Origin of the sequence: Mesorhizobium sp. dw_380, from assembly GCF_018588885.1 — a bacterium.
GTDB lineage: Bacteria > Pseudomonadota > Alphaproteobacteria > Rhizobiales > Rhizobiaceae > Mesorhizobium.
Genome location: NZ_JAFFIW010000044.1, coordinates 1 through 26,404, shown reverse-complemented (window position 1 = coordinate 26,404; position 26,404 = coordinate 1). Strand labels below are relative to the sequence as shown.

Below are 26,404 nucleotides of genomic sequence, written 5' to 3'. Positions count from 1 at the left end.
AGAAGTGGAAAGTCTCACACAACCCAAGCACACACTAGAGCCTCCTCGGCAGATCACGGTTCAACATGCATCTCTCAGCAAGCCTGCTTCAACGCCAGAAGCAACGTATGGTCTTATCGCCTCAAGCCATTGAAGCTATTCGCTTGCTGCGATTGACGCATACTGAACTCCATCAGCTCGTGCAGCAGGCACTCGAGAAGAACCCCGTTTTGAAGCCTGACCCGTTTGACGACGATTCGCCGCTGCCAGGGGTGGATCAGCGGAGCAGTCAAAGCAGAAGCGAAATCGGCGAATCGCCCATTGGCGGGCCGTCTGGCGGGCGCGGGCAATGGAAGTCGCAACGCAGTAGCGGCAACGATCGACCTGCCGTCGAGGAGTTTACCGCCCACACCGAAACATTGCACGACCATGTCGCCCGCCAGGTCGCCCTCACCCCGTTCACCCCCCAGGAGCGGCTGATTGCCGGACAGCTCGCCGCTCATCTGGAGGACACTGGCTATCTTCAGGTAAACCTTTTCGATCTGGCCAGTAGGTTAAACGTTCGGCAAGCTGATGTGGAACGGGTCATCGGAATCTTGCAGCAATTTGATCCGCCGGGCATTTTTGCGCGAACTCTCAGCGAATGCCTGGAGATTCAGCTGCGCCAGCAAGACCGGTTCGACCCGGCTATGGCAGCTTTGGTCGCCAATCTCGAGATGCTTGCACGGGGGGATTTTCAGGGATTGAAGCAGCGTTGCGGAGTCGACGAGGAGGATCTCCTCGACATGAGGAACGAAATCCGCGCGCTCGATCCCAAGCCTGGAGACCGGTTCCAGTCCGGGACGCCGGAAACCATCGTACCGGACGTCTGGGTAATGCCCTCGTCCGAAGGTGGATGGCGGGTGGAGCTTGATCCGGCCACGCTGCCCAAAGTGTTGATTAACCAAACCTATGTCGCCGAAATCTCGCAGCTGACCAAGCAAAATCCGGAAGGCAAAGCGTTTCTCGACCATTGCCAGGAAACAGGGAACTGGCTGATCAGCAGTCTCAAGCAGCGCGCTAAGACGATCCTTAAGGTTGCGACCGAAATCGTGCGCCAGCAGGATGCCTTTTTTACACACGGCGCCGCCCATCTGCGGCCTCTCTGTCTCAAAAATGTCGCTGACGAGATCGGCATGCACCAGTCGACGGTAAGCCGGGTGGCTTCGAACAGGTACATGTTAACTCCGCGCGGGGTGTTCGAGCTGAAGTATTTTTTCGCTGCGCCAATCGCATCCTGCGAGGGCGGCGATGCGCACTCCGCCAAAGCTGTCCGCCATCGGATCAAGGCAATCATAGCCGAAGAATCGCTCGACAAGGTACATTCCGACGAAGACATCGTTGCTCAACTCAAGGAGACCGGCATCGATGTCGCTCGCCGTACCGTCACCAAATATCGCGAGGCGATGAACATCCCTTCCTCCATACGACGGCGCCGCGATAAGCGTTTGTCCGCAGCTGCGATCAAGCGAAGTGACTAACCGACATTCGTGGTCGGCGAGAGGCAACTCTCAACTTCCTCCGGGCCGAAGCAGCTTTCGAAGTCATGGCATTCCCCGCAACTGGGTGCTGTGCATGACGAAAAGCCTTCGGCCTCACACAGCTTGCGGTAAAAGTACTTTTTCCATTTCATGTTTTCTGTGTTGCCTGCCGCCAGCGCGGGAAAATGTCTGGCAAGCAGGCGGCTGAGCTCAGCGCGATTTGAGAGGCCAAGATCCCGCCAAAGATGGTCCATGCGCATCGCACGCCGGGCGATGATCTTGGCCAAGCGGGCGCTCGCCGGGTCGGCCGGCGCAGCATGCGCTAGCAGCAGCCGGCGTAGCAGTTCCTCTTCCAGTTCCGGCTCGGGCTCGCTCAACTCCTCCAAAGCGAATACGCTGCTGGAGGTAGACGGGAAAGTTGCGGCCAAGACATCACGCAATTCGACAGACGAAAGGCCTGTCCCCTCCGTCGCCAACACCTCGCCCGCCTGGACCTCCTCAAGCGAACGTGAATGTACGCAGGGCAGCACATGCTGATCGAAGCTCCTCCCTAGCTCGGACCCACGCCATTGCGCGCTGGATAGGCAGCCATCATCGTAACGGCCGGCTTCAGCTTCCGGCATGACAAAGCGCCTTGTTGACCGCAGGGATGATCTTGTCGCCCCAGAGCTCGATCTGGCGCAGCATCGTCTTTTGGTCGAAGTCGCCCAATTGAGTCTGAACTGCGATCTGGTCCGGTTTCAAGATATCGATCTCTTCCAGCAGGCGATCAATCACGCGATTTACGCTGCCAATCGGCAAATTTTTGCGCATGGTCTCGAAGGACAGATCCTGCTGGGTCGGTGTCTCCTGCAGCAGGTAGCCATCGTGGCTCTGTTGGCGGCGCTGATGCAGGGCTTCAGAAAGCCGGCGCTGGAAGCGGGCATTGTCGAGATAGCTGTTGATCTCCAACTCGTCGTGGCTGGCATAGCAGCAGCGCAGCAGCGATATCTTGACGTCGGTGACGTTCTTTTCCTCGGATGCCGCCGCCCTCTCGACTGATTCACGCAGTGTGGTCAAAGTCTCTAAGCCGTCGTGGAAGGCTGTGACAAAAAAATTGTGCCCCTCGCGGTAGGCCCGAGCCATCCGTGCGGCTCCGCCAGCGATCCAGATAGGCGGCGTCGGCTGCTGGACTGTGCGGACCGAAATCGCTGTTGGGGGGATCTTCTCATATTGGCCGTCGTGTTCGAAGACGTTTTGGTTGAGGCCCTTGAGAATGATGTCCAGGTATTCCGAAAAGACGGCCGGCGCCTCATCGATGTCCACGCCGAACCGTTCGAACTCGAACTGCTGGTATCCCAAGCCTACGCCGAGCTCGAGACGGCCGTTCGCAACGATGTCGGCGAAGCCGATCTCGGACAGCAGGCGCTGCGGTTGGTAAAGCGGCAGCACGCAGACGGCAGTGCCCAGGCGAATCGTGCTTGTCAAGCCGGCGCAGTGCGCCACCATCATCAGCGGGGATGGTATGAGGCTGTAATTGTTGAAGTGGTGCTCAGCAAACCACGCGGTGTTGAACCCAGCCTGCTCCGAAGCGACGGCCTGTTCGATGGAGTTGCGGATGACGCTTTCTGAGGATTGGTGATAGCCACGCTGGGCGGCCAGAATGAAAGTGGCAAATTCCATGATTTCTCCTCGTTATAGACACGTCAGCCGACCGGGAATGTGCTCGGCATGCGCATGCTTGGATCTCAAGCACCTCAGGTGCGTCGTGGAGCCGAGGCTTCATAATGCTCGGCCGGTCGCCCTGCGAAGGCCTGGCAATTAACCTGCCGCCTCCGCAAAACATTCGTCATAGAGCTCGCTGGCGTTTCCCGCATCACCGAACGAGGTCCAGCCGCCGTCCACGTAGAGGATCGAGCCGTTGATGTATGAGGCGTCAGACGAAGCAAGGAAGAACGATGCATCTGCGACGTCTTCTGGCCGTCCCATCCTGCCCATGGGGATGCGTCGTCCGATTGCTGTCAGGTCGATGCGGCCGGCTTTGGCCAACTGAGCAAGTGCGGGCGTGCGGATGTGGCCAGGAGCGACGGTGGCTGTCCGAATTCCGACCGGCCCGAGTTCGGCCGCCATGCAACGGGTCAGCATATCCATCCCCGCCTTGGAGGCGCCGTAGGCATGGCGCGGCGCGAACGGCAGAAAGCTGTCGATCGACCCGAGATTGAGGATCACGCCGCCCGGGCGCATAGCCTTGATCGCTTCGCGCGCGCAGGTGAAGGCGCCGGTAAGGTTGACATCCAGGACGTGTTCGAGCTGTTTCGACAGTTGCTCGATCGCAGGCACAATCCTGTCGGCGGTATCAGCACTATTGACCAGAACATCGATATACCCGAAGCGTCCCCTCAGTTCTTCGAACATCGACACCACATCGCTCTCGACGGCCACGTCCAGCGATTTCGCCAGATGCTTGCCGGGGAGCGATGTAGCCAGCTCTGCCGCTGCAGTGCCATCTTTATCAGCAATCACGACGGTGTCGCCGTTCGCGGCAAAGCGGCGAGCGACGGCCGCGCCAATGCTTTTTGCGCCACCGGTGACGAGCACGATTCGCGCATCTGTGCATTCGGCCGGACAGGAGAGCTCGGCTTGGAGCGCACCATCCACCGGCGGGTGAGCATCCCCCGGCTGGTTGAATGACATCCAGCCTCCGTCGACTGCCAGCACCGAGCCGGTGATGTAGCGCGCCTGCGTGCTGCTCAGAAAACGCACGACCCTGGCGATCTCGTCGGGGCGAGCCAAGCGCCCCATCGGCACGCGGCGGCGTATCGCCGCGAGGTCCATTTTGCCAGCGCGTGCCAGTTCTGTGACCATTGGGGTGCGGACGGAGCCCGGCGCCACCGCCGTGACGCGGATTCCTCGCATAGCCCACTCGCATGCAAGGGACTTTGTCAACGAGATCACGCCAGCTTTCGAGGCTGCGTAGGCGTTGCGCCTGGGATTGCCGACCACGCCCGCCATCGAAGCCACATTGACGATCGCACCGCCCGGCTTCATGCGCCGCGCCGCTTCCCTGGCCATAACGAATGGCCCAATAAGGTTCACTGTCACGCCGCGTCGGAAGGTATCGACAGCGGTGTCGATGATCCTATCCATCGTGGGTCCAACCGCCGCATTGTTGATGAGGACATCGATTTGCGCGAAGCGTGCTTCGACCTGGCCGAAAAGTGAGAGCATGTCCTTCTCTCGCGACACATCGCACTCCAGACCGACGTGCGGCGACCCGAGATCCCGAGCCAGTTCAACCACACCACTGCCCGGAAGGTCCACCGCAACTACAGTGTCTCCGTCCGCGGCAAGGATATCGACCAGGGCACGGCCGATCCCGCCCGCAGCGCCTGTGATGATTACGGTGCGTGCTGCCAGTTTCACGAGAGCTTCTCCACGATGACCGCTTGTGATCTCAGCCCATCAACCTTGGGCGGAATGAAGGGCCGAGCCAAATCGTTGCAGTGACCGCCAGTTGCGGCCCCACACAGATGTCGTTCCCGTAGGGCGCTCATCCTCCATTTCTACCCACTTATGCAGCTCCCAGTTGGGGACCCTCGACGCCATCTTGGTCGGTGGGGATGTGACCCTTGAGCAACTGGTAGATGGGATCGTCTGGATGTGGTGCTCCAATCGGCTGTCGCTGGCCGAACCTATCTGCCTCAAGAATCGCTGGCGGGATTTGCTCCTCAACCCAATCGTAGACGACTGTCCGTTCCGCAATTCGCCACTCGTCCTGCCTCTTCTGAAACAGATCGCAGTAACGGCCGCAAAGCAGCGTCTGACGTATTTCTTGGTCTGTATCCGGTCCGCGTTGCAGCGCGGTGAAATAGCTCTCGACCGCGGCCTCTGCTGAACTGATGAAGTCGATCAGGCTGTTCGTGATTTGATGGATGTTACGGTGCCCCGGCAGACCGAGAGCAAATTGGATGAAGTCCTCTGCCGGTCCGCAATAGGGACCGTGCCTGTCATACGCTTCGGGCCAGTATGCGCTACGCAGCGCCGCCTCATCGGCGCGGTCTATCCCGCGGCAGTACCGATACAGGCAGTTGCGGATCGCCTCTCGGTCACGCAGTTCGGTAATTTTCGCGTGGTCGACAGGGTCTGTCGCGAATTGTATGATTGTTTTGTCCTTCCCGATGCCAGTCTGCACTTTGCGTGTGTCTCTCTCTACAACTGAGTTAGCGGGGGGCTCGTCAACTTCCAGAGCTTGTTCGGGGCAGGCTCGTACCCCTTTTGAGGCAAGCAGTTGCTCCCCATCGGCAACATCAATATCACCGGGCAAGATGTAGCCGGCGTCATCAAGCTTGAAGACTCTCGGCGCCCGCGCCCAGCAGCGCGCATGACCCTGGCATCTGGCTTTATGTACGACGACACGCATAGCGAACTCCAATGTCGTTGGCTGAAACTTCAGGACCAGTCCAGGATCAGATTCTCGATCCCGAACACATGGCCGCCGAAGGTGATAGGTTCAGTCCCTGTCTTGATCCGAAAGGCTGGGATGCGCGCCAGCCACTCCTCCAGGCCAATGACAATCTCCCGCCGGGCAAGGTGTGAGCCAAGACAACGATGGGGACCATAGCCAAAGGCAGCGTGCCGGTTGTCCTCGCGCGCCAGATCGATCTCATTCGGGCATTCGAATTCCGCCGGGTCACGATTGGCAATCATCGTGGCACAGGAAACATAATCTCCCTTGCGGATCGGCGCGCCTTTGAAGTCGACATCCTTCGTTGCCACTCGGATCATCTGAATGGTCGAATAGGCGCGCAGCAATTCTTCCGCAGCGACGGCAATCCGGTCAGGTTCGCTTCGTAGCAATTCCTGATCTTTGGGGTTGCGCGCGAGATGGGCCAAGTCGAAGCATATGGCTGCTGAGACCGTGTCGAGTCCCGCGACGAACACAAGCACGCCGATGCCACGGACTTCTTCGTCACTGAGCAGACGACCCTCGACCTTTGCCTTCACGATGAAGGTCATGAAATCATCGACCGGCTCCTTGCGGCGCTCGGTGGCAAGTTCGTCGATGAAGGCCACGATCGCCCGGGCTGCGGGTGGTCGTTGCTCCTTATCGCCGTGGAGCAGATCTCTAGCCCAGCCGACAAATGTTTCTAGTCCGTCGTCCGAAAGCCCAATAAAGCGAAGGAAGATATTGACCGCGAACGGAACTGCAAAATCCTTCATGATGTCGCAGCTCGTGCCTGATGCGGCGATCCTGTCGATCAGCTTGATCGCTCGTTCCCGGACAGCCGGCTCCAATGCCATTACCCGCTTTGGCGAAAGCAGCGGATTGAGCAGTGAGCGAAAAACACCGTGGAATGGCGGATCGAGCTCAAGCGGGATCATCGGCCAGCTCTCGCCGAGCACAGAGGCGAAGATGCTGCGATGGCTGGAAAACGTTTCGGTGTCCTGCAGCACCCGGCGCTGGTCGCTCGCGCGAGTGATGACCCAGGTACCCCGACCGTCGCGCGTGTTGCTGGTTGAATAAAAGATCGGAGGCCCGGCATGAACGCAAGCAACCGCGGCATGCGGATCCCCGTTAGCCGTCGGCAACATGCCGGGCGACGTAAACAGGTTGAAGTCCCTCACCATTTCGGGCGGGACATGATCTGGAACCGGCCGCGATTTAACCGCGCCAGAATCGAGAGACCGTTCATGAGATGCTGTCGGCATTTGCATGCAATCGTTGGTGCAAGCTCCGTGCCGAATTCGTCTTTCGATAATCCTTGCCGTTTTGCTGGGCAACAGGTGGCGCCTGTGCTGACTTACTGGTCGGGATTGCAACATTCTTGTCCAGCGTCGGACACAGAATGTAGAAAGCTAGACACCGACTTGGAGCAACTCAACTGGTGGGATCGCTAGCCGATCATGTGCCCGGGGAGCATCCAGTTCGAAAGCTTGCGCTAAGCGGCTTGGTGACTTGGCCGAGGTCACCAGGTGGAAACGACCAACACTTGGGGTGAGCCTAGTGGCGCTCCCCTCGATGATGTCTGGCGGGGTGGTTAGCCGCCTCCGTGGGACAAGATCAGCCTACACGAATGGACTATAGCCTCTCCTCGCCTGCCTCATTGGCCGTCCTTCAGAGCCGGCCACACGAGCTTTTGTCTTTCAGCAGGGCGTTTTTCTCGCCAGCTACAGAGCCACACCGACGCCATTAATGAGCGTCCAGTCGACGGGTTGGATGGCCCTGTCCATCTTGCCCAGCACCTTGGCTTCGCATTTGCCGGTGCGGCGGAAGCCTTCAAGACGCAGTTCTTGACCTTCTCCAGATCAGCCTCGGACGGATATCGGCAAGGGTTCAGCTCGTCCTTTTGAACTTGCGCATCTTCGTGTTGGCCAACCCCAGGCCGCCCGACATATTTGCGGTCTATCCGGCACCTCAACTTCGAACAACCTTGCGGCAAGCTCTTGGGATAGCCCACGCTCGTGCCTCCACCACCCGCTCAGCAGAGCCAGATTTGTCGTTGATGGCACGGAACTTGCGCAGTCATTCGCAGATGCGTCACGGACCGAGAGTGTCGTCCCATGAATTCGATCACCAAAAAGGCCGCCCGACGTTGCTGGGACCGCCTGCAATTACCTTATCCCAGAATTGGGAGCAACGGCTTCAAAAGGGATAACTCATCACCTCAATTTTGTCGATCGCGCGGCCATCGAACCGCAGCCATCCATCAGACTTCCGCCTCGTTGCACTCATTGCGACCGCCTTGGTGCTTGCGACAACCGCTCAATTCTGGCTGCCAGGATAACCACATATGGCGACGGAACTTCCTGCTTCAAAGCAATATAGAGATCGTCGATCATCCCCCCATCAAGGCCTCGATCGAGGACACCGCGTTCGGCTTGCTTGGTTCGCAGTGAACAGACCGCACTTCACGAATGCGATCGATGCGACCGCGCCGAGAACTCTCCCGCATTGTCGACGGTTGGGTCCGTCGGCCCTCCGATGAGGCCTCGGATGCGTCGGGCGCCGAGGCCTCGACTGATGCCGACTGGCCGCCGCCGGAAGGTCTCGCGGCTTTGATCCCCGGCGATGTAGCCACCCCTGCTGCAACAGCTCCTAGCCGGAGAACTCATTCATGACCGAATCGGCGACAGATTTAGTGGACGCGGCTTTGTTCGACCGAGATCGGCTTGACCCAGAAAGTCCATATCAACGTTCTGGCCCTGCATGGGGTGCCATCATTTCGCTTTCCTTCGGCACCTTCGGGCTTGTGACGGCAGAGTTTCTGCCCGCCAGCGTTCTGACACCGCTCGCGCATGATCTCCGTATCACCACGGGCACGGCTGGACAGGCGCTAACAGCGACCGCAATCGTCGCGGCGATCTCGGCACCGATAATCGCCATGGTGACAAAGCGTCTGGACCGCAGGGTCGTCATCTGGGCGATGACGCTCCTGCTGATCCTGTCGAACGTTCTGGCAGAGGTTGCGGGGTCGCTGCCGGTTTTGCTGGCGGCACGCGTCGTCCTTGGCATATCGCTTGGTGGTTTTTGGTCTATTTCGGCAGCGTTGGCGATGCGGCTGGTTCCAAGTCACCTCATGCCGCGCGCCATGTCGATCATCCTCACCGGCGTTTCTGTCGCCTCCGTCTGCGCGGCTCCAATCGGCGCTTATGTCGGTGACATTTGGGGATGGCGAGCCTCGTTCAAGGTCGCCGCAATCGTGAGTGCCGTTGCGCTGCTCGTGCAACTCGTAACCATTCCGCCACTGCCTCCGATCGAAGTGCGCAGATTCCGCAGCCCGCTGGATGTCGCGAAGAATCCGGCGATGAAGGTTGCGGTGCTAGTCGTGCTATTGGTCGCTTCCGGCCATTTTGCCAGCTTCGCCTACATCCGCGCCTTTCTCGAGAGCGTTCCTGCGCTCGAAAAGAAGTCAATCCCGCTCGTGTTCCTTGCTTTTGGCACGGCCGGCGTCTTCGGCAATTTAGCCGGCGCATTCCTCACCAAACACAGTCTCAAGGCGGTCGCGGCCCTGCCGCCCCTGCTCATTGCCGTAGCCGCTGTCTCGCTCCTGACCATGGGAGCATCGGCCTTGACCTCGGCAATTGCAGTTGCCGTATGGGGCTTTGCTTTTGGCGCGGTCCCGGTCGGATTGCAGACATGGATGGTGCTACGCGCCGCTCCGAAACAGGCCGAGAGCGCTGGTGTACTGATGGTCATAACCTTCCAAGTGGCCATCGCAGCCGGCACAACTTTCGGTGGCCTATTGGTGGATCACACGGGTATTGCCAGTGTCTTTGTCTACAGCGCGGTTGCCACGTTCCTCGCTGTCTTGACAGTATTTTTGCTCGGCCCGAACCGCAAAACCTGACCGCCTGGTGGGGAGTGACGGTCGGCGGCGTTCACGCTATTGCCACCTCTGAGCTCGGCCCAAAGGCCGCGGCTTCGTCGTAACCATGCGGTCGATGGGGCAGCGCCAAATTGCTTCCTGCTCATCGCGTTGCGATAATACAGCGCGCTTATTGCGTCATCGTGTCCCCGGTCTCGGCTTCAATGCCCGGCTACTGGCTGCGGAGGCAGATGGGCGCCGGCGTCCCACCGACGACGATCGGTCTTTTCTCATGTAGCTGTCGGGGAAACGAGGCAGGTTTTCCGCCAGAACCCGCCAGTCGTCGCGCTCGCGTTCGCCTTCCTTGCGCGCACCGAACAACTGGATGATGATCTTGCCGTCGGACCCATATGCTTCGAGCGAGGTGACGTGACTGTCATTGGTCGGCTTGCGCACGGCCCAAACCTCACGGATTTGGTGGGTCCTGAGATGCAGCCGGAACATTTCGTCCAGCACATGGATGCACGGCCCGATCTGCTTGACCGACTTGATTAAGCCGGAATGGGTCTGGATAGAACCTCGGTTGCCGACGAAGCACATGATCGGCAATTCGTCTTCGGCCGCACGCTGGAGCACGGCGCCAACTGCGGCATTGTCGAGCAGCCAAGCGTAATCCTGGCCGACCATGCGCAAAGCCTGGCAGCGGCTGAGCTTGAGCGTCTTTAGAAGGTTGACGTCAGTCAGCCGGCTCCAGTGCTCGCGTAGGTCGTCCACCGTGCCGGCCCAGTCCGCAGTCCTCGCGCCCAGGTCGGCTACTCTCGCCTTAAGCGACATGGTCGGCTCCTGGTTGGCGGATACGAGCTCGGCCACCAGCTTTCGATAGGCATGAAGGTTGGAGACCGGCCTGAGATGCACCTTATGCACTGCTGCGCCGGTGGCGTCGAAGAATTGCAAACTGCGCTGGATTCCGCCGCGATGGCGCCTTTCAACAGCGAAACCATACCTCCAAGCTTGCGGGAAGACGCGAAGGTCGAATTCGTCACCAAGGACCATGGCGTGATTGTTGCCGGTTATCACTCTGTTGAAGACGCCAATCTTTTCGTGCACGGCACCTTGATTGCGGGTCAGCGCCGTCACTTCGCCCACGAATTCGAGGCCCGTCAGAACGTGATTGACGCGCGGGTCGATGCGTGCCGCGCCGAAACCGCAATGGGCCGCGACCAGTTCCGCTTCCGAAATGGCCAATTGGGCTGCGAAATCACGCGCGGGAATGTTCGGACAGACTTCCCACGCACGCCGGATTTCGTTGGGCGACCGCTTCTTGCGCTGATCCATGTTTTTACCCCTGCCCCGTTCTTCTTTTGACGATCGATCGAAAAACGGGCCTCAGGGGTGTGCACGGCGGACGCGATCGATCGTCAGGCACATGCCAGTCGAATCCTGTCTCCGGGCGGTCAGCGGCCAATCGCCGGTAGAGAGCGATTGTTGGGTGGTCGGCGCCAATCGGCCGATCGAGCATTCGGGTACCACCGGCGGTGCTGCTTTCCCACTCAAGGCGGGTCTGATGGATCATATTGCTCTCCTTCGTTCTTCGATTGCGAGGGCAACCCAAAGGTGAATCGGCCGGCAATTTTGCCGCCGCAACGAAGGCTTCACAAAAATCGTGCCAGTTGCTCCGCGGCAAGCTCTGAACATCTTTGGCTCTGTTCATTGCTTTACGCGTGAGTGCATCGCGAACTCAGGCGCCCTTCCTGTGACGCGGACGCGACAAATCCGACAGTAAGTGTCGGTTGTCGGACGTCTCCCCAGCAATCGAGCATAAGAGACGTCGGGATGTCCTACGGTTTTTGACACGTCTTCCCTTTGGCACGGTCCATGCGAGATGATCCGCGAAAACGTCGGACCGAGGAGAAATCGAGCCATGATTACGCTCACCGACAACGCTGTTGCCGCCATCAAGGCCGCTCTTTACCGCGCCAGCGAGCCGGCGGAAGGATTTCGCATCATGGTCCATGCCGGCGGCTGCGCCGGCTTCCAATACTCAATGGGCCTGGAGAGCGTCTCACGTGAGGGCGATGCGATCATCGAGCGAGATGGGCTCAAGGTGTTCATGGATAGAGGCTCCCAACCCCATGCCGCCGGCATGACCGTGGACTTCGTCAATGGGCTCGAAACATCCGGCTTTGTTTTCGATAACCCCAATGCGCGTGAGACGTGCGGCTGCGGCAAGTCCTGCAAATGATTGCTAGGGAACAGGCTATGTTCGACTATAGCGACGCCAAGGAATACTGCGTCGAACCGGTAACCGCCGGCGCTCTGGAACCGGCCGACACGCACTGTCGGCCCGGAACAATTGCGTTCGGTGATGCGCCAAATCGCGATCATCGATCGTTGCCGTGGGCAAGCAAACAAAATTGCCCGAAACAGCTGAATTCCCGGCAGATGCCGCCACCAAAGGGCAATGTCGACAGCGACCGGTCAGCCAAGCCATCGCTCGCCCGGCCGCCCACCTTACCAGATACGATATGCGCCAGAGGTTCAATGGCCGCCCGCCTACCCTTGAATCATTTCAGCAGTTGAAGGATCACTCCCATGAACCCTGTCTATCTCGACAACAACGCAACGACGCGGGTTGATCCTGCAGTCGTTGGAGCGATGTTGCCTTTCTTTACGGAGCAATTTGGCAATCATTCGTCCATGCACGCCTATGGCGCATCGGTTGCTGAAGCCGTGAGAAAGGCGAGGCAACAGTTGCAAGCCCTCATCGGCGCGGGATTCGAGGACGAGATCATCTTCACCTCGGGCGGGACTGAAAGCGACAGTACAGCCATCCTTTCGGCGCTGGAGGTGATGCCCGACCGAACGGAAATAGTGACTTCCGCGGTTGAACATCCGGCCGTTCTGAAGTTGTGCGCGCACCTTGAAAAGACGCGCGGCGTCAAGGTGCACATTATCCCAGTCGATCACCACGGCCGGCTCGACCTGGACGCCTACAGAACCGCTCTCACTCCACAAGTGGCAATCGTCTCGATAATGTGGGCGAACAATGAGACCGGTACGATCTTTCCCGTGGTTAAGCTTGCCGATCTAGCCAGGGAAGTCGGCGCGCTTTTCCACACTGATGCAGTGCAGGCGGTCGGAAGGCTTCCGATTGAGCTGAAATCGACCGCGATCGACATGCTGTCGCTCTCCGCCCACAAGCTGCATGGTCCAAAGGGGATAGGCGCGCTTTATGTAAGACGTGGCGTGCGCTTCTCCTCCATGATCAAGGGTGGGCACCAAGAGCGCGACCGGCGTGCAGGCACTGAAAACACACCCGGCATAGTCGGACTGGGCATGGCGGCCGAACTCGCCTTGAAATTCATGGACGAGACAAAACGAATAAAATGGTTGCGCGACCGCCTTGAGAACGGGATCATCCAGCGCATCCCAAACACATCCATCAACGGCGATCCGCAAGAGCGATTGCCAAACACTGCAAACATTGGATTCGAAGGTATCGAAGGCGATGCAATTCCAATTGTCCTGAGCCGGCTGGGAATCGCCTGTTCCGCCGGGTCCGCCTGTGCCTCTGGCTCACTGGAACCGAGCCATGTTCTGATCGCTATGAACGCGGCATGTGGGGCAGTCCGCTTCTCCTTGTCGCGTGACAACGGCGAAGATGACGTAGACCGCGTGCTTGAGGTCCTGCCTGCGATCACCGAGAAGCTACGGGCCGTTCCCAGTGCTGGACTGTGCGGGCGAGGTGCGGAACAGCTTCATTCCGGCCCGGGTCCGAGCGGCACAATAGCCGACGAGCCGTGAGGTCTTCCTCAACGTGACGACCCTGCGCAATGGAGAGCAGTCAAACTCGGGGTCGCCTTCACCACTTCAGAAAAGCTTGAGATCGCCAAGTCTCTTGCCCAGCCGCCGTGCCAGAGGTCGGCACGCCGTCAGCAATGTCACCAATGCATCGACACCACAATTACGCGCCGGGAGAATACAATGAACTGCTCCGCTGATAGCCGCCCGATCGATCGCACCGATATCCTAGCGCGACTGAAGGGCCTGTCGGCCGCGGAGGACTTCTTCGCCTGCCTTGGCGTCTCCTACGACCCGAAAGTGATGAATGTCTCGCGGCTCCATATCATGAAGCGCGTGGGCCAATACCTTGCCGAAGAAGATTTCTCCGGTCTGCCTAACCAGGTAATCGCCGCGCGGGTGCGCGCCAAGCTGGAACGCGCCTACGAAGATTTCGCGACTTCCTCGCCGCTCACGCAACGTGTGTTCAAGGTGCTAAGGGACCACGATCCAAACATATGTCCCGCACCTGGCCGCGCCTTCGTCCCGCTCGACTCTGCACTGAAGCGGTTCGGAAAGTAATGAGCCCGACACGGCTGCGACGCGACAATGTCGAGAAGTCGACAAATCCAGTCCTCATGACGCCTCCTCGGAAGCAAACGAAGCCACCTTCTGGAATAGAGGCAGGAAGACGACTTGGCATGAACGATGCAGGCAATGAGGTGAACCGCCAAGCACGAATCCGGACTGGGAGCTTAGAGAAACCGCCAATGCATATCGTAATCTGCATTAAGCAGGTGCCGGATTCGGCACAGATCCGCGTGCACCCGGTGACGAACACGATCATGCGTCAGGGTGTTCCGACCATCATCAATCCTTACGACCTGTTCGCCCTCGAAGAAGCGCTCAAACTGCGCGACGTTCATGGTGGCGAGGTTACTGTGCTCACAATGGGTCCGCCCATGGCGGAGGACTCGCTGCGAAAGGCGCTCGGTTACGGTGCTGACCGAGCAGTTCTCTTGACGGACCGCTATTTTGCCGGATCCGATACGCTGGCGACTTCCTTTGCTCTTTCGCAAGCAATCGCAAAAATTGGGGAGACTTTCGGCAGGCCGGACATCGTCTTCACCGGCAAGCAGACGATTGACGGCGATACCGCCCAGGTCGGACCGGGCATAGCCAAGCGCCTAGATTTATCGCAACTTACCTATGTCGCGAAGATTGCCTCCATCGATCTCGATACGCGAGAGATCGAAGTCGCGCGTCGCGCCGAAGGCGGCACCCAGTTGCTGAAGAGCAGACTCCCTTGCCTCATTACCATGCTGGAAGACACCAACGAAATCCGCCGGGGCTCGCTCCAGCAGGCTCTGTGCGCGGCGCGCAGCCAAGTCGTGAAGTGGACTGCAGCCGACGCCGGCATTGACGATCTCACCCGGTGCGGTCTGCGTGGCTCGCCTACAGTCGTCAAGCGTGTTTTCGCCCCCACCGCACGGGCAGAAAGCGCGGCGCAGATCGACACCGCGGAAAGGGGCTTGCAGGACATAGCCGATGAACTCATCGCCGATATCTTAACCCGCCGGCCGGCGCTGGAACATGAGCTGGCCTTCAACAGCGGCACGTGACGGCCAGGAGCAGAAAATGTCGACCGCAAGCCAAACTACCCCTCGCATTGCCCCCGGCCGTGCCGGTGTAAAGAAAGAACTTCCCGACCGTTTCAAAGACTACCGGCACGTGTGGGTCTTCCTCGAGCTCGAACGCGGCAATGTGCATCCTGTATCATTCGAACTGCTGGGCGAAGGCCGCAAATTGGCCGACAAGCTTGAAGTCCAGCTCGCGGGCGTCGTGCTGGGACCGCCGGGCGAGATGGTCGAGGACGCTGCTGCCGAGGCCTTCGCTTACGGGGCGGATCTTGTCTACATCGTCGATGCGCCGCCGCTCGCCGACTACCGGAACGAGCCGTTCGCCAAGGCGCTCACGGATCTGGTCAATACCCATAAACCCGAAATCCTCCTTCTCGGCGCGACCACACTGGGCAGGGATCTTGCAGGCTCGGTAGCGACGACCCTGCAGACGGGGCTCACGGCCGACTGCACCGAACTTGATGTAGATTCCGACGGTTCACTCGCCGCGACCCGTCCGACTTTTGGTGGCTCATTGTTGTGTACGATCTATACACTAAATTACCGGCCGCAAATGGCGACGGTGCGACCAAGGGTCATGCCTATGCCGCAACGGGTGGATAAGCCGGTCGGGCGTGTCATGCGGCACAAGCTGTCGCTCGTTGAGGACGATATCGTCACCAAAGTCCTCGGCTTCCTACCGGATAACCAGTCGGCAATGGCAAATCTTGCCTATGCGGATGTCGTGGTTGCGGGAGGCCTCGGTCTCGGAGCGGCGGAGAACCTTCAGCTTGTGAAGAATCTTGCCCGAGCGATCGGCGCCGAGCATGGCTGTTCGCGCCCCTTGGTCCAGAAGGGCTGGATGCCGGCTAATCGACAGATTGGACAAACTGGCAAGACCATTCGACCGAAGCTTTACATCGCGGCCGGAATTTCCGGCGCCATCCAGCACCGAGTTGGGGTCGAGGGGGCCGATCTCATCGTCGCGATCAACACCGATCCGAACGCGCCGATTTTCGAGTTCGCCCACCTCGGGATCGTCACGGATGCAATCCGCTTCCTGCCCGCACTGACGGAAGCCTTCACCCGGCGGCTGTCGCCGCACAGTCGAGACAAGCTTGCGAGTTGAGGGAGAGGACATGATTGAACAATTCGATGCCATTGTGGTCGGAGCCGGCATGTCTGGAAACGCAGCTGCTTACACTTTGGCAAGCCAGGGGCTGAAGGTACTGCAGTTGGAGCGCGGTGAATATCCGGGCTCTAAGAACGTCCAGGGTGCCATAATGTACGCGAACATGCTGGAGAAGATCATCCCGGACTTCCGGGATGATGCGCCCCTCGAGCGGCACCTGGTCGAACAGCGACTTTGGGTGATGGACGACACGTCTCACACCGGAATTCATTACCGGTCGGACGACTTCAATGAGGCGAAACCCAACCGCTACACGATCATCCGCGCCCAGTTCGACAAATGGTTTTCCCGCAAGGTGCGCGAGGCTGGCGCGACGGTCCTGTGTGAGACGACCGCGACGGAACTCGTCCGTGATGGCAATGGCAAGGTGATCGGCGTCCGCACAGACCGGGCTGGCGGAGTGGTCTTCGCGAATGTGGTCGTTCTCGCAGAAGGGGTGTCGGGATTGCTTGGCACTCGCGCAGGCCTGCGCGAGATGCCGAAGCCGGAGACCGTGGCGCTTGCCGTCAAGGAAATGCATTTCTTGCCCGAAGAGGTCATTGGCCAGCGGTTCGGGGTCAAGGGCGATGAAGGCTGCGTAATCGAGGCCGTGGGCACGATCTCTCGCAGCATGGCCGGGCTCGGCTTCCTTTACACCAACAAGGAGTCGATTTCACTCGGCATCGGCTGCCTGGTCTCGGATTTCGCCGCGACGATGGAGAGCCCGTCCGCCCTCCTAGATGCGATGAAAAACCATCCTTCGATCCGGCCGCTGATCGCTGGCTCGGAGGTGAAAGAATATGCCGCCCATCTTATCCCCGAAGGTGGTTACAAGGCCATTCCGCAGCTCTTCGGCGACGGTTGGGTCATCGTCGGCGACGCAGCGCAACTGAACAATGCCATTCACCGTGAGGGTTCGAACCTTGCCATGACCTCGGGTCGTGTCGCGGCTGAGGCGATCATCAAAGTCAAAAGCCGCAACAGTCCTATGACCAAAGCGAACCTTGCGCTCTACAAGACGATGCTGGATGACTCCTTTGTGATCAAGGATCTTAAGAAATACAAGGACATGCCAGCCTTGCTCCACACCAATTCCAGCAACTTTTTTGACAGCTATCCGCGGTTGATGTCGCATGCCGCTCAGAACTTCATGCGTGTCGACGGCACGCCGAAGATCGAGAAGGAAAAGAACACCACGGCCGCCTTCATCAACGCGCGCTCGCGCTGGGGGTTGGTCAGCGACGCGGTCCGCCTGGCATTGGCATGGCGCTGAAGAGGGTACAAGATGACGATCGCAGTGACGAAGGTTCGTGTCGAGGACAAACTTTACCAGAACCGCTATCTGGTCGATTCCGGCCGCCCCCATATTATAGTGCGACCGCACGACAAGCCAAGCGCGAACTTGCTTGCGTTGACCTACGTCTGTCCGGCGAAATGCTATGAGTTGAATGACAAGGGTCAAGTCGAGATCACCGCCGACGGCTGCATGGAATGCGGCACCTGCCGGATATTGTGCGAGAAAGGCGGCGACATCGAGTGGAACTATCCGCGCGGCGGCTTTGGTGTCCTGTTCAAGTTCGGATGATCAGCCGGAACCGTGCCAAGAGCATGCCGGCAGCGAGCAACTGCGGCACACCATGAGCCTCTCCATCCACTTGCAAAGAGCTAGTGAATATTGGCCTTTCGCAATTCAAATTTCCTTGACTCGTTAGCGGTGTCCTCGAGGCCACGGCGCTGCCCTGTGCGCCGGACTTACCACCGGTCACGTGGTCGAGCCCCCCTTTGGGACAACGCCCGGCCATCGTGCCGGATGGCAGCCACAACGGCCGGTGAGCAAGTGGAACGGCACAACCCATGGCAAAGACGTATGTGCTAGTGCATGGTGCCTGGCATGGCGGATGGTGTTGGCGGGACGTGGCCGCCAATCTTCGTAAGATGGGATACCACATGACCACGCCGACCCAGACAGGTGTCGGCGAACGCGCACGTTTGCTGTGCAAGGACATCACGCCCGACACATTCGTGACCGACATCGTCAACCACATTGTGACGGAAGAACTGAGCGATGTGATCCTTGTCGGTCACAGTCTAGGCGGCATCAGCATCACCGGCGCCGCCGACCGGATACCCGACCATATCAGCCATCTCGTTTATCTCGACGGCGCCATCGTCGAGAGCGGTCAAAGTGGATTCAGCACCATGCCCCCCGACATCGTTGCCGCCCGTCGAAAATTGGTTGCGGAGGAAGGACGGGTATCTTCATGCCGACTCCGCCGCCAACAGCATTCGGCATTCCCGAGGGACACTCGCTCACGGACTGAGTGCGGCGCAGGCAGGCACCTACGAAAGCGGACTTAAGCTCGAGCACCCGCTCGGCAACGGCAGGCCCCGAACCTATGTCGTCTGCACTAATCCACTCCACCCGCGATGGCGGGAGCGCGAGAATGGGTCGCGAAGCAGGATGGCTGGGCGTGGCAGGAACTCGCCACTGGCCGACGCAATGACCCTCGCACCGACGGAAGTTGCTCTCCTTCTCTGAGGAACCAAGTAAAGGGTGAGCGGCGGCCGATTCTCAGGCCGTGGCCTTGAGCTCTGGTGCACGGATGTTGGCCCAACGGGTCGTTCCGGTGGCGCCACCGAAACCACTAGGCGGGAGTGGCCTGTCCTGCCAGCGTCGCAAGCTTGCGAGCGTTCCGCCGCGGCCGCGGCCCGTAGCGCCGGGCAACCTCCGAGATCACCGCGTCGGCTCCAGGGTCTCGGAGATGACTCCGTGCCTTGTCGTCCATCGACCAACGCCGCCGACCAACAGCGCCGTTGATCACCCTCGAAAACGCCGAGGCTGCCGCTCAGCGTCAATCTTAAGTTCAAGTTCAGACACAAGCCGATCTCCGATCCACGTCAGAATCGGCAGGCCCACAGATCGCCGGGTCCTCCTGGAAGGACACAGCGCTTACCCTTGAAATATGGAGAACCATGGCTTTGCGCCGTCGGCAGTTGAGCTGATCTCGCAATGCTATTTCCCCGGCAACGTCCGCGAGCCGGAGAACTGCGTGCTTGGCGTTCTCCTCTGGAAGGAACCAATCTTTCGGAACGTGGCAATGTCATCGACGAGCTCTCACGGGCCAGCACGATGCCGGTTCGGCGCATCGGCGCCCCCTGAGCACGAAATAGCCGGTTGCGATTCTAACGATACGGCCGGACGGGGGCTGGGACCGCGGCGGACGGAGCCTGACGGCTGATCGACACAATGGAGAAGGCCGGCTGGGTTCAGGCTAATGCGGCTCGAATTCTCGGCCTCACGCTGCGACAAGTCGGCTAGGCGATACGCCGGCATAGTATCGAGCCGAAGGAAATTCTAAGAGCCTGATGAGCCAATCGTCAGGCCAGTGGTCTTGCGCGCCCTGTGCGCGACAAGGAGTGCTTTGTGCTTCTGAACGGATTTGGACTTGTGCTGTCGCAAGCAGGACAAAATTGTGTCGCGCCCGCCTGACACAATGCGATATTGACCCAAATAGTGAACTGAAGCCGCTGTTTTAAGTTGGTATGGCTCTTGCACCTTGAACCGCGACGTTACCAGCAACGGAGCCGTTTGATGTCCTCACCGACAGTTTCGATTGAGGGTCCGACTAGCACGACATCCGAGGGTTTTCTGGCAGCCGCGAAATCCGTCTGCGCATCGTCCTCCTACGGCTCGTCGCCGACCAGCCCGGGCGAAGGGGATCCGGCTATTTGGGAAAGGATCAAGGATCACCCCTGCTTTTCGGAGGAAGCGCATCACTATTTCGCGCGTATGCATGTGGCGGTCGCGCCGGCTTGCAATGTCCAGTGCAACTACTGCAATCGCAAATACGATTGCGCCAACGAGAGCCGGCCTGGTGTTGTGTCTGAGAAGCTGACGCCCGACCAAGCGCTACGCAAGGTCATCGCGGTTGCCAACAAAGTTCCGCAGCTTTCGGTTCTTGGCATCGCTGGGCCGGGGGATGCCTGTTACGACTGGGAGAAAACGAAGGCAACGTTCGACTGCGTCATCAGGGAAATCCCCGACATAAAGCTGTGCGTCTCCACCAACGGGCTCGTGCTGCCGGACCATGTCGCCGAGCTTGCCGAAATGAATGTTGATCACGTGACGATCACCATCAACATGGTCGACCCGGAAGTCGGCGCAAAGATTTATCCTTGGATCTTTTATGAAAATCGCCGCTACTTCGGCATCGAAGCCGCTCGAATCTTGCACGCGCGGCAGATGCTGGGCCTGGAGATGCTGAGCGCGCGCGGCATCCTCACCAAAATCAACTCGGTGATGATTCCTGGAGTGAACGACCAGCACCTGTTTGAGGTGAACAAAATGGTCAGGGAGCGGGGCGCGTTTCTGCACAACGTGATGCCTCTGATTTCGGACCCGGCGCACGGTACCCACTACGGACTCATCGGGCAGCGCGGCCCAACGGCAATGGAGATGATGGCTCTTCAGGATCGACTTGAAGGTGGCGCCAAGTTGATGCGCCACTGCCGGCAGTGCCGGGCAGATGCTGTCGGCCTGCTCGGTGAAGATCGTGGCCAGGAATTCACGCTGGACGGGATTCCCGACGATGTCGCCTACGATGCTGGCAAGCGTCAGGCCTATCGGCAGGTGGTCGCACACGAGCGCCGTGATCATGAGGCGGCGAGGAGCGAGGCCATCGGTATGGTCAAGGCAACAGACTCCGAAAAGTCGCTTCTGGTTGCGGTGGCCACTAAGGGAGGTGGACGGGTCAACGAACACTTCGGCCACGCGAAGGAATTCCAGGTTTATGAAGTCTCGCCTAGAGGGATCAGCTTGGTCGGGCATCGGAAGGTCGAGCGGTATTGCCTCGGAGGCGGGGGCGAAGACGCCATCCTCGAGGGCGTCATCGCAGCGCTCGAAGGCATACACATAGTGCTATGCGCCAAGATCGGAAATCGCCCGAAGGAACAACTCTCGCGAGCTGGACTGCGCGTAACCGACGCCTATGGCCATGACTACATCGAGACCGCAGTCAGCGCACTTTACGCGGCAGAGTTTGGGATCAGACCACTAGCGGCGACGGCCTGAGCCGTCTCGTCCGATAACCAGGAGTTAGAATGGCTTTAAAGATCATCGCATCCCAATGTACCCAATGCGGGGCCTGCGAGTTCGAATGTCCTTCGGAAGCGATCAAGTTCAAGGGCGACGCCTATGTGATCGATCCAAACAAGTGCACCGAATGCAAGGAGGCCTTCGATACGCAGCAATGCGTGTCGGTCTGTCCGGTACCGAAAACCTGCGTTCCCGCTTGATTCCTACCGAAACGGTCGGGTTCGCCGCACGACGACGCCTGCAACCCGCGACCACAACAAAAACCTCGAGAAAGGAATGGACAGCATGTGGTCCAGACGCGAACAGGAGGTCGAAATCGGCAGACCGCCACGGTTCATGCAGGGTGAGCGGGTCCGTGCGATACGCCACATAAAAAACGACGGCACCTATCCCGGCAAGGAGATCGGCGAAAACCTCGTGCGGAAGGGCGACGAAGGCTACGTGCGCGACATTGGAACCTTTCTCCAGCAATTCTTCATCTATGCGGTCGAATGGATCGATCGTGGCACGGTCGTCGGCATGCGAGCGCGCGAACTCATTAGCCTCGACAAAGTCGAGGTTCCCTGCGGAGCTGAAGGCATTTCCAACGGGGGAACAGCCGGATGAAAGTAATGATTCGCAGGACCGCTACTGGCTTGTCGGCTTATGTCCCCAAGAAGGATCTCGAAGAGCCGATCACCGAGATTGAGAACGCTGACTTATGGGGCGGGACCGTGACGCTCAGGAACGGTTGGCGGCTCATGCTGCCCGACCTTCCGCGCGACACGCGTTTGCCGATCACCGTCGAGGCGATGAAGATTTCCGACGGGGCCTGATGCCGGTGGGTTCAGTGGCGGAGAGGAAACGCGTATGAACACGATGCTGAGCTGGGACCATCTCGTCGTCGTCCGGGGCAGTTTTGCCAAAAAACTGATTGACCTGCTGAACGGCGCTCTCAAGGCCGATCGAGTGATCCCCTATCTCGGTCCTGGTCTTCTGCAGCTTAACCCACCGGAATCACCTGTACCTTGCACCCCTGAAGATGTCGCCGCGGCCCTCAACAAGCGGGCGCCTGCCCCTTCCAGGATTCGCACCAATATGTGGTCGGTCGCGCAGTTTATCGAGCAGCGCCGACATCGTCGGACTCTCCAAGCGTGGATGGCGGAGATATTCGCAGCCCCCGCCGAGCCGACCGTTCTTCACGCCTGGCTCGCAACCCTTCAACTGTCTGTCATCATCGACAGCTGGTACGATGGCGCCATGCGAGCAGCCCTTGCAGAGGCCGGCCAAACAGACGTTGTCGAGATACAAGGAACGACGCGCGCGACCGGAATCGGTAACATCTGGACGAGAACTTACGATTTGTCAGGAACAGAACTCGAGGCCGAACAAGTGGCTAGGACGGTGCTCTATGCGCCGCACGGCAGCGTCAGGCCGGCGGCAAACTTCCTCGTGGCTGATTCCGATTACGTCGAAGTCCTAACCGAAATTGATATCCAGACGCCGATCCCGGACGCGGTGAAGCAACGGCGCGTCAACCGGGGTTTTTTCTTCGTGGGCTGCCGCTTCAACGATCAGATGCTGCGCACATATGCCAGACAGCTGATGAAGCGCTCCACTGGCCCACATTTTGCGGTGATCGATTCGGCTACGCTGACCAGAAACGAACGTCGTTTCCTTGCCGAAGGCGCAATCACGGTCATCGACATGCCGATCCGCAACGCCGCGGCTCGCCTCGTCGGGGTCGATGCTAGCCAGGATTAATGGCCGGCGATTGCTGGTGAGTCGCTGCTTGCCTCCAAGGGCGAAAACTCAGTTGGGAATACATTCGTGAGTAGTAATGCTAGTGGCAGCACAACGTAGGCTCTGAATTCGTTGGGCGATGTGAAAGGGTCCGCTGCTGCGGGACGTGAGCACGTTGCGGCGGCATTACGCACATGATCTTGTGACCCCCGTGGCAAAAGAACTGAAGCGCCCGAGTCGCGACAACATATGCAGCGCTCAATGGCTTCGACAAAAATTCGGCACAGTTTCGACAGTTCGCATGCACCTCCAGGGTCAACGAGGTTGATTATGCCTGTTTATGTGGGTCGGCCACGCGAGCAGGAATTCCCACTACCTTTGCCCCGGCGGGAACATCTCGTGTGACCACGCAGCCAGCGCCTACCACTGCATTATCACCAATCGTGACGCCAGGCAGAATGATTGCTCCACCGCCGATCCAGACACGGCTGCCAATGTGAACAGGACGCCCGACCTGCAGGCCGGCCTGCCGCTGCTCGGCATCATGTGGATGATCGGCGGTATAAATCTGCACAGCAGGCCCAATTGCCGTTCCTTGCCCGATTTTGACCTCTACCACGTCAAGAATAACGCAGTTGAAGTTGATGTAGGCATTGGCTCCAATGCGGATATTGAATCCGTAGTCGCAAAAAAAGGGCGGACGGATGACCGTTCCGCGCCCAACCTCTCCCAGCCGCTCGGACAAAAGCTCATGCCAATGCCCCGTGGTCTGCCCCAGCGTATCATTGTACCGCTTGAGCCAAGCCCCGGTGGCCAACAGGTCAGCTTGGATCTCCGGATCCGCCGCATTGTAAAACTCGCCTGCGAGCATCTTTTCTTTTTGGCTACGCATCATAGTCTCCCGTCAGGTCGTGTCCCGTACAGTGATGCAGGAACGCACATCAAACTGCCTCGGCAACTTTGTAACTCGGTCTTGCCGGGCGCGCGGTCGGTCACGAGCCGGGGCGACAGTTTCGTCTCGACCAACTTCCGCGAATTTGGATATCGCAGATCAACCGGTCGCAGGGGCCAATACCTGACGAGGTCGGCAACTGTCCAGCGGTCGAACTCACTTTCATGCCCATCTCAGATTGCGTGATATCGAGCGGTAAGCCATCAGCTAATGTATCGACCAGGTCCCGCCAGCGGAGATCTGCGCGTCGCCTCTACGCATGCTGGCGTGTCACCAATAATACATCGATTATTTCTGGATCCAGGCACGTCGAATTGATTTGCCCTTGCGGTGTAGAGCGAAGTTACTAGCCATAGGATTACTCCTTTTTAGTTTGTCAGTCGCAGAGCCCCAGTATGACTACGTGGTAGAAAGCACACGGCCGGAATCTTGGCAGCGCTGTTCACACCCACTTCGTAAGCCTGGCCGATGGGCTCGCCAGAGCACCAATGCTTGACCTGCTCCAGCTCTTGCTCGGCGGGTTGTTTCAGAGACGCTTGATCTCGATACCGCGTTTTCTCAGCACGTAGCCGATCTGGCGCGGGGTCAAACCGAGCAGGCGCGCCGCCTTTGCCTGCACCCAGCCACACTTTTCCATGGCAGCAATGACCGTATCGGCATCGGGCACCCTACCACGACTCGTGGCAGGGCCTATCGGCGCTTGCCCGTCGCCGACGGGCGGGGCGGCACAGGCGGCGGAAGGCTCGATCGTAGTCGACTTCTCTGACGTCGGCGGTCCGTTCTTCCACAGCGCCGCGGCCAAGCACTGATCCGCGTAACAGGCAAAGTCAGTTCTGAGGATTGATGGACCCGTCGCCAGAACTGCCGTCCGCTGAACGCAGTTTTCGAGCTCTCGGATGTTGCCTGGAAATTCGCAGTTCATTAGCACCTCAATCGCTTCGGGAGCGAAGGTCAGCGTGTGATCATTCTCAGTATTGAAATTCTTGAGAAACTGAGCGGCCAAGAGCGGAATATCACCTCGCCTTTCGCGCAATGCCGGCACGCGTAAAGTGACGACGTTGATGCGATAATAGAGGTCTTGCCGGAACTCCTTGCGTTGAACTGCCGTTTCCAAGTCCCTGTTCGTTGCGGCAATCACGCGAACATCAACTTTAATGGTGTGGTTGCTGCCGACGCGCTCAAACTCCTGCTCCTGCAGGACACGCAGCAGCTTAGCCTGGAACGAACCTGATATTTCGCCAATCTCGTCCAGAAACAATGTGCCTTTGTCGGCAGCCTCAAAGCGCCCCTTGCGCAAACTGCTCGCGTCGGTGAAGGCACCCTTCTCATGACCGAACAAGTCAGATTCCAGAAGCGTCTCGGTGAGCGCCGCGCAATTGACCTTGATGAAGGGCTGCTTGGCGCGAGGCGAGAGCTCGTGAATGGCTTTGGCAACCAGCTCCTTACCGGTTCCGGATTCACCTCGCAACAGGACCGTAGTCTTCGCCTTGGCCACCTTGACAAGGTGCTCACGCAGCTTGCGCAGCGCCTGACTATCGCCAAGCATCTCCTTGCTGATCTTTTTACGTTCCATTTGGCAGCCCATCCCACTCCGCCACCCGCCGGTAGAACTGCACTGGACGGTGAGCTGTGTTGTATTTCGTCATCATCATTCTCGATCTCACCTTTGTTGCTTCGAAATTTTCGGCGCGCGGACGCCCTCGGCAAATGGCAATGGCGCCTGAGCATCGTTGCCTTTCACCAGGACGAGCGTCTTCCTCCGCGCGGGCGCTCGCAATATGCGGTTTGCGCAGGCCTTTACTCGACCGGTCGCTGTTCTGTCCGGCTTCTGCCGCACCGCAGCCTGCAAACTCATCCTTGACAAGAAAGGAGGGGAGTCAACCGAGCTCTCCTTGCATTTATGCAAGGAAAATTGTCAGTTTGATAGAATTCTATCAAAACGGCAGAAACGCCCCGCCCCAGTTTGGCTGTACCTGCGGCGTTCAGCGTACGTGACGACATGTGCGGACTTGTCCCAATTGCCATCCGAGTTGTGCGGAACAGTAGCTGCTGCGCTGTTCGCTTCAACCGCGTGAGGCCGGAGACAGTAGAGACGGCGGCTCGTCGAGCGAGGTTTCATTGTTCGGCTACTAAACCGGCTGTCCTTTGGTGGGAGTTGGTTTCGCCCAAGTTCTGGGCCTGGGGGCGTCTAGCCCGTTTCGCCGCACAGGCTCCTTCCACATCGTCGAGGCCGAGAAGGAGGGACCCCACAGCTCTCCCTGTATCACAATGCCCCGCCCCT

Annotated in this window: 23 protein-coding genes and 3 pseudogenes; 17 read left to right on the top strand and 9 right to left on the bottom strand. The window is 59.0% G+C overall.

Annotation, left to right across the window (positions count from 1 at the left end; all coding sequences use genetic code 11):
• The first annotated feature begins 65 nt into the window (after positions 1-65).
• The gene (rpoN, locus tag JT360_RS28065; protein WP_127318057.1) at positions 66-1,499 is read left to right on the top strand and encodes an RNA polymerase factor sigma-54; all 1,434 of its coding nucleotides are present in this window, start codon (positions 66-68) and stop codon (positions 1,497-1,499) included.
• On the opposite strand, the gene JT360_RS28060 is transcribed toward rpoN, so the two are convergent.
• From JT360_RS28060 to JT360_RS28040, 6 genes and pseudogenes are all read right to left on the bottom strand, one after another.
• The gene (locus JT360_RS28060; protein WP_024505250.1) at positions 1,496-2,122 is read right to left on the bottom strand and encodes a nitrogen fixation protein NifQ; all 627 of its coding nucleotides are present in this window, start codon (positions 2,120-2,122) and stop codon (positions 1,496-1,498) included. The genes rpoN and JT360_RS28060 overlap by 4 nt on opposite strands.
• Complete coding sequence (locus JT360_RS28055) at positions 2,109-3,161, bottom strand: LLM class flavin-dependent oxidoreductase (RefSeq protein WP_024505249.1); 1,053 nt, start codon at positions 3,159-3,161, stop codon at positions 2,109-2,111. The genes JT360_RS28060 and JT360_RS28055 overlap by 14 nt, the downstream gene beginning before the upstream one ends.
• A gap of 138 nt (positions 3,162-3,299) precedes the next feature.
• Entirely contained in the window at positions 3,300-4,901 is a 1,602-nt protein-coding gene (locus JT360_RS28050; RefSeq protein ID WP_063169384.1) for an SDR family oxidoreductase, read from the bottom strand.
• 148 nt (positions 4,902-5,049) lie between these two features.
• Positions 5,050-5,637, bottom strand: a complete 588-nt coding sequence (locus JT360_RS33795) for a nuclear transport factor 2 family protein (protein WP_245463580.1) — start codon at positions 5,635-5,637, stop codon at positions 5,050-5,052.
• Positions 5,638-5,775: 138 nt separating this feature from the next.
• Positions 5,776-5,898: pseudogene (locus tag JT360_RS33790) on the bottom strand (ferredoxin); the annotation flags it as partial.
• Between the two features lie 29 nt (positions 5,899-5,927).
• Entirely contained in the window at positions 5,928-7,106 is a 1,179-nt protein-coding gene (locus JT360_RS28040; protein ID WP_024505246.1) for a cytochrome P450, read from the bottom strand.
• Between the two features lie 1,487 nt (positions 7,107-8,593).
• Here JT360_RS28040 and JT360_RS28035 point away from each other — a divergent pair.
• Complete coding sequence (locus JT360_RS28035) at positions 8,594-9,826, top strand: MFS transporter (protein WP_127318061.1); 1,233 nt, start codon at positions 8,594-8,596, stop codon at positions 9,824-9,826.
• A 261-nt stretch (positions 9,827-10,087) separates the two neighbouring features.
• Here JT360_RS28035 and JT360_RS28030 read toward each other — a convergent pair.
• Positions 10,088-11,119, bottom strand: a pseudogene (locus JT360_RS28030) (hemin-degrading factor); the annotation flags it as partial.
• A 586-nt stretch (positions 11,120-11,705) separates the two neighbouring features.
• Between JT360_RS28030 and JT360_RS28025 the strand changes: the two are divergent.
• The 15 genes from JT360_RS28025 (at position 11,706) to JT360_RS27955 (ending at position 23,192) form a co-directional block, all read left to right on the top strand.
• On the top strand, positions 11,706-12,026 hold the full coding sequence (locus tag JT360_RS28025) for a HesB/IscA family protein (protein WP_127318079.1): 321 nt from the start codon (positions 11,706-11,708) through the stop codon (positions 12,024-12,026).
• A gap of 17 nt (positions 12,027-12,043) precedes the next feature.
• Positions 12,044-12,364 carry a hypothetical protein gene (locus JT360_RS28020; RefSeq protein WP_127318065.1) on the top strand — a complete coding sequence of 107 codons (321 nt, stop codon included), beginning with the start codon at positions 12,044-12,046 and terminating at the stop codon, positions 12,362-12,364.
• Between the two features lie 12 nt (positions 12,365-12,376).
• Positions 12,377-13,588: a cysteine desulfurase NifS gene (nifS, locus tag JT360_RS28015; RefSeq protein WP_126063817.1), complete on the top strand. Its 1,212-nt coding sequence runs from the start codon at positions 12,377-12,379 to the stop codon at positions 13,586-13,588.
• A gap of 180 nt (positions 13,589-13,768) precedes the next feature.
• Positions 13,769-14,146 (top strand): nitrogenase stabilizing/protective protein NifW, encoded by a 378-nt coding sequence (nifW, locus tag JT360_RS28010; RefSeq protein WP_024505239.1) that lies wholly within the window; start codon positions 13,769-13,771, stop codon positions 14,144-14,146.
• Positions 14,147-14,334: 188 nt separating this feature from the next.
• A complete protein-coding gene (locus JT360_RS28005) occupies positions 14,335-15,186 on the top strand; it encodes an electron transfer flavoprotein subunit beta/FixA family protein (protein WP_127318067.1) in 852 nt (283 codons plus the stop codon).
• Positions 15,187-15,202: 16 nt separating this feature from the next.
• Complete coding sequence (locus JT360_RS28000) at positions 15,203-16,312, top strand: electron transfer flavoprotein subunit alpha/FixB family protein (protein ID WP_127318069.1); 1,110 nt, start codon at positions 15,203-15,205, stop codon at positions 16,310-16,312.
• 10 nt (positions 16,313-16,322) lie between these two features.
• Positions 16,323-17,627 (top strand): FAD-binding protein, encoded by a 1,305-nt coding sequence (locus JT360_RS27995; RefSeq protein ID WP_127318071.1) that lies wholly within the window; start codon positions 16,323-16,325, stop codon positions 17,625-17,627.
• Positions 17,628-17,639: 12 nt separating this feature from the next.
• On the top strand, positions 17,640-17,939 hold the full coding sequence (locus tag JT360_RS27990; protein ID WP_024505235.1) for a ferredoxin family protein: 300 nt from the start codon (positions 17,640-17,642) through the stop codon (positions 17,937-17,939).
• A 269-nt stretch (positions 17,940-18,208) separates the two neighbouring features.
• On the top strand, positions 18,209-18,712 hold the full coding sequence (locus JT360_RS27985) for an alpha/beta fold hydrolase (protein ID WP_245463579.1): 504 nt from the start codon (positions 18,209-18,211) through the stop codon (positions 18,710-18,712).
• Positions 18,713-19,601: 889 nt separating this feature from the next.
• On the top strand, positions 19,602-19,673 hold the full coding sequence (locus JT360_RS27980) for a helix-turn-helix domain-containing protein (RefSeq protein ID WP_442921306.1): 72 nt from the start codon (positions 19,602-19,604) through the stop codon (positions 19,671-19,673).
• Between the two features lie 273 nt (positions 19,674-19,946).
• Positions 19,947-21,425 carry a nitrogenase cofactor biosynthesis protein NifB gene (gene nifB, locus JT360_RS27975; protein ID WP_127318073.1) on the top strand — a complete coding sequence of 493 codons (1,479 nt, stop codon included), beginning with the start codon at positions 19,947-19,949 and terminating at the stop codon, positions 21,423-21,425.
• 29 nt (positions 21,426-21,454) lie between these two features.
• The gene (locus tag JT360_RS27970; protein ID WP_024505232.1) at positions 21,455-21,649 is read left to right on the top strand and encodes a 4Fe-4S binding protein; all 195 of its coding nucleotides are present in this window, start codon (positions 21,455-21,457) and stop codon (positions 21,647-21,649) included.
• Between the two features lie 85 nt (positions 21,650-21,734).
• Positions 21,735-22,055 carry a nitrogen fixation protein NifZ gene (locus JT360_RS27965; protein WP_024505231.1) on the top strand — a complete coding sequence of 107 codons (321 nt, stop codon included), beginning with the start codon at positions 21,735-21,737 and terminating at the stop codon, positions 22,053-22,055.
• Entirely contained in the window at positions 22,052-22,264 is a 213-nt protein-coding gene (gene nifT, locus JT360_RS27960) for a putative nitrogen fixation protein NifT (protein WP_024505230.1), read from the top strand. The genes JT360_RS27965 and nifT overlap by 4 nt, the downstream gene beginning before the upstream one ends.
• 34 nt (positions 22,265-22,298) lie before the next feature.
• Complete coding sequence (locus tag JT360_RS27955; RefSeq protein WP_024505229.1) at positions 22,299-23,192, top strand: SIR2 family NAD-dependent protein deacylase; 894 nt, start codon at positions 22,299-22,301, stop codon at positions 23,190-23,192.
• 307 nt (positions 23,193-23,499) lie between these two features.
• Here the strand turns inward: JT360_RS27955 and JT360_RS27950 are convergent, their stop codons facing one another.
• Positions 23,500-24,066, bottom strand: a complete 567-nt coding sequence (locus tag JT360_RS27950; RefSeq protein WP_024505228.1) for a sugar O-acetyltransferase — start codon at positions 24,064-24,066, stop codon at positions 23,500-23,502.
• Positions 24,067-24,649: 583 nt separating this feature from the next.
• Positions 24,650-25,693, bottom strand: a pseudogene (gene nifA, locus JT360_RS27945) (nif-specific transcriptional activator NifA); the annotation flags it as partial.
• Positions 25,694-26,404: the final 711 nt, after the last annotated feature.

Coding starts and splice junctions, on each gene's coding strand:
- rpoN (WP_127318057.1), top strand. CDS start 66: ATGCATCTCTCAGCAAGCCTGCTTCAACGCCAGAAGCAACGTATGGTC.
- JT360_RS28060 (WP_024505250.1), bottom strand. CDS start 2,122: ATGCCGGAAGCTGAAGCCGGCCGTTACGATGATGGCTGCCTATCCAGC.
- JT360_RS28055 (WP_024505249.1), bottom strand. CDS start 3,161: ATGGAATTTGCCACTTTCATTCTGGCCGCCCAGCGTGGCTATCACCAA.
- JT360_RS28040 (WP_024505246.1), bottom strand. CDS start 7,106: ATGGTGAGGGACTTCAACCTGTTTACGTCGCCCGGCATGTTGCCGACG.
- JT360_RS28035 (WP_127318061.1), top strand. CDS start 8,594: ATGACCGAATCGGCGACAGATTTAGTGGACGCGGCTTTGTTCGACCGA.
- JT360_RS28025 (WP_127318079.1), top strand. CDS start 11,706: ATGATTACGCTCACCGACAACGCTGTTGCCGCCATCAAGGCCGCTCTT.
- JT360_RS28020 (WP_127318065.1), top strand. CDS start 12,044: ATGTTCGACTATAGCGACGCCAAGGAATACTGCGTCGAACCGGTAACC.
- nifS (WP_126063817.1), top strand. CDS start 12,377: ATGAACCCTGTCTATCTCGACAACAACGCAACGACGCGGGTTGATCCT.
- nifW (WP_024505239.1), top strand. CDS start 13,769: ATGAACTGCTCCGCTGATAGCCGCCCGATCGATCGCACCGATATCCTA.
- JT360_RS28005 (WP_127318067.1), top strand. CDS start 14,335: ATGCATATCGTAATCTGCATTAAGCAGGTGCCGGATTCGGCACAGATC.
- JT360_RS28000 (WP_127318069.1), top strand. CDS start 15,203: ATGTCGACCGCAAGCCAAACTACCCCTCGCATTGCCCCCGGCCGTGCC.
- JT360_RS27995 (WP_127318071.1), top strand. CDS start 16,323: ATGATTGAACAATTCGATGCCATTGTGGTCGGAGCCGGCATGTCTGGA.
- JT360_RS27990 (WP_024505235.1), top strand. CDS start 17,640: ATGACGATCGCAGTGACGAAGGTTCGTGTCGAGGACAAACTTTACCAG.
- JT360_RS27985 (WP_245463579.1), top strand. CDS start 18,209: ATGGCAAAGACGTATGTGCTAGTGCATGGTGCCTGGCATGGCGGATGG.
- nifB (WP_127318073.1), top strand. CDS start 19,947: ATGTCCTCACCGACAGTTTCGATTGAGGGTCCGACTAGCACGACATCC.
- JT360_RS27970 (WP_024505232.1), top strand. CDS start 21,455: ATGGCTTTAAAGATCATCGCATCCCAATGTACCCAATGCGGGGCCTGC.
- JT360_RS27965 (WP_024505231.1), top strand. CDS start 21,735: ATGTGGTCCAGACGCGAACAGGAGGTCGAAATCGGCAGACCGCCACGG.
- nifT (WP_024505230.1), top strand. CDS start 22,052: ATGAAAGTAATGATTCGCAGGACCGCTACTGGCTTGTCGGCTTATGTC.
- JT360_RS27955 (WP_024505229.1), top strand. CDS start 22,299: ATGAACACGATGCTGAGCTGGGACCATCTCGTCGTCGTCCGGGGCAGT.
- JT360_RS27950 (WP_024505228.1), bottom strand. CDS start 24,066: ATGATGCGTAGCCAAAAAGAAAAGATGCTCGCAGGCGAGTTTTACAAT.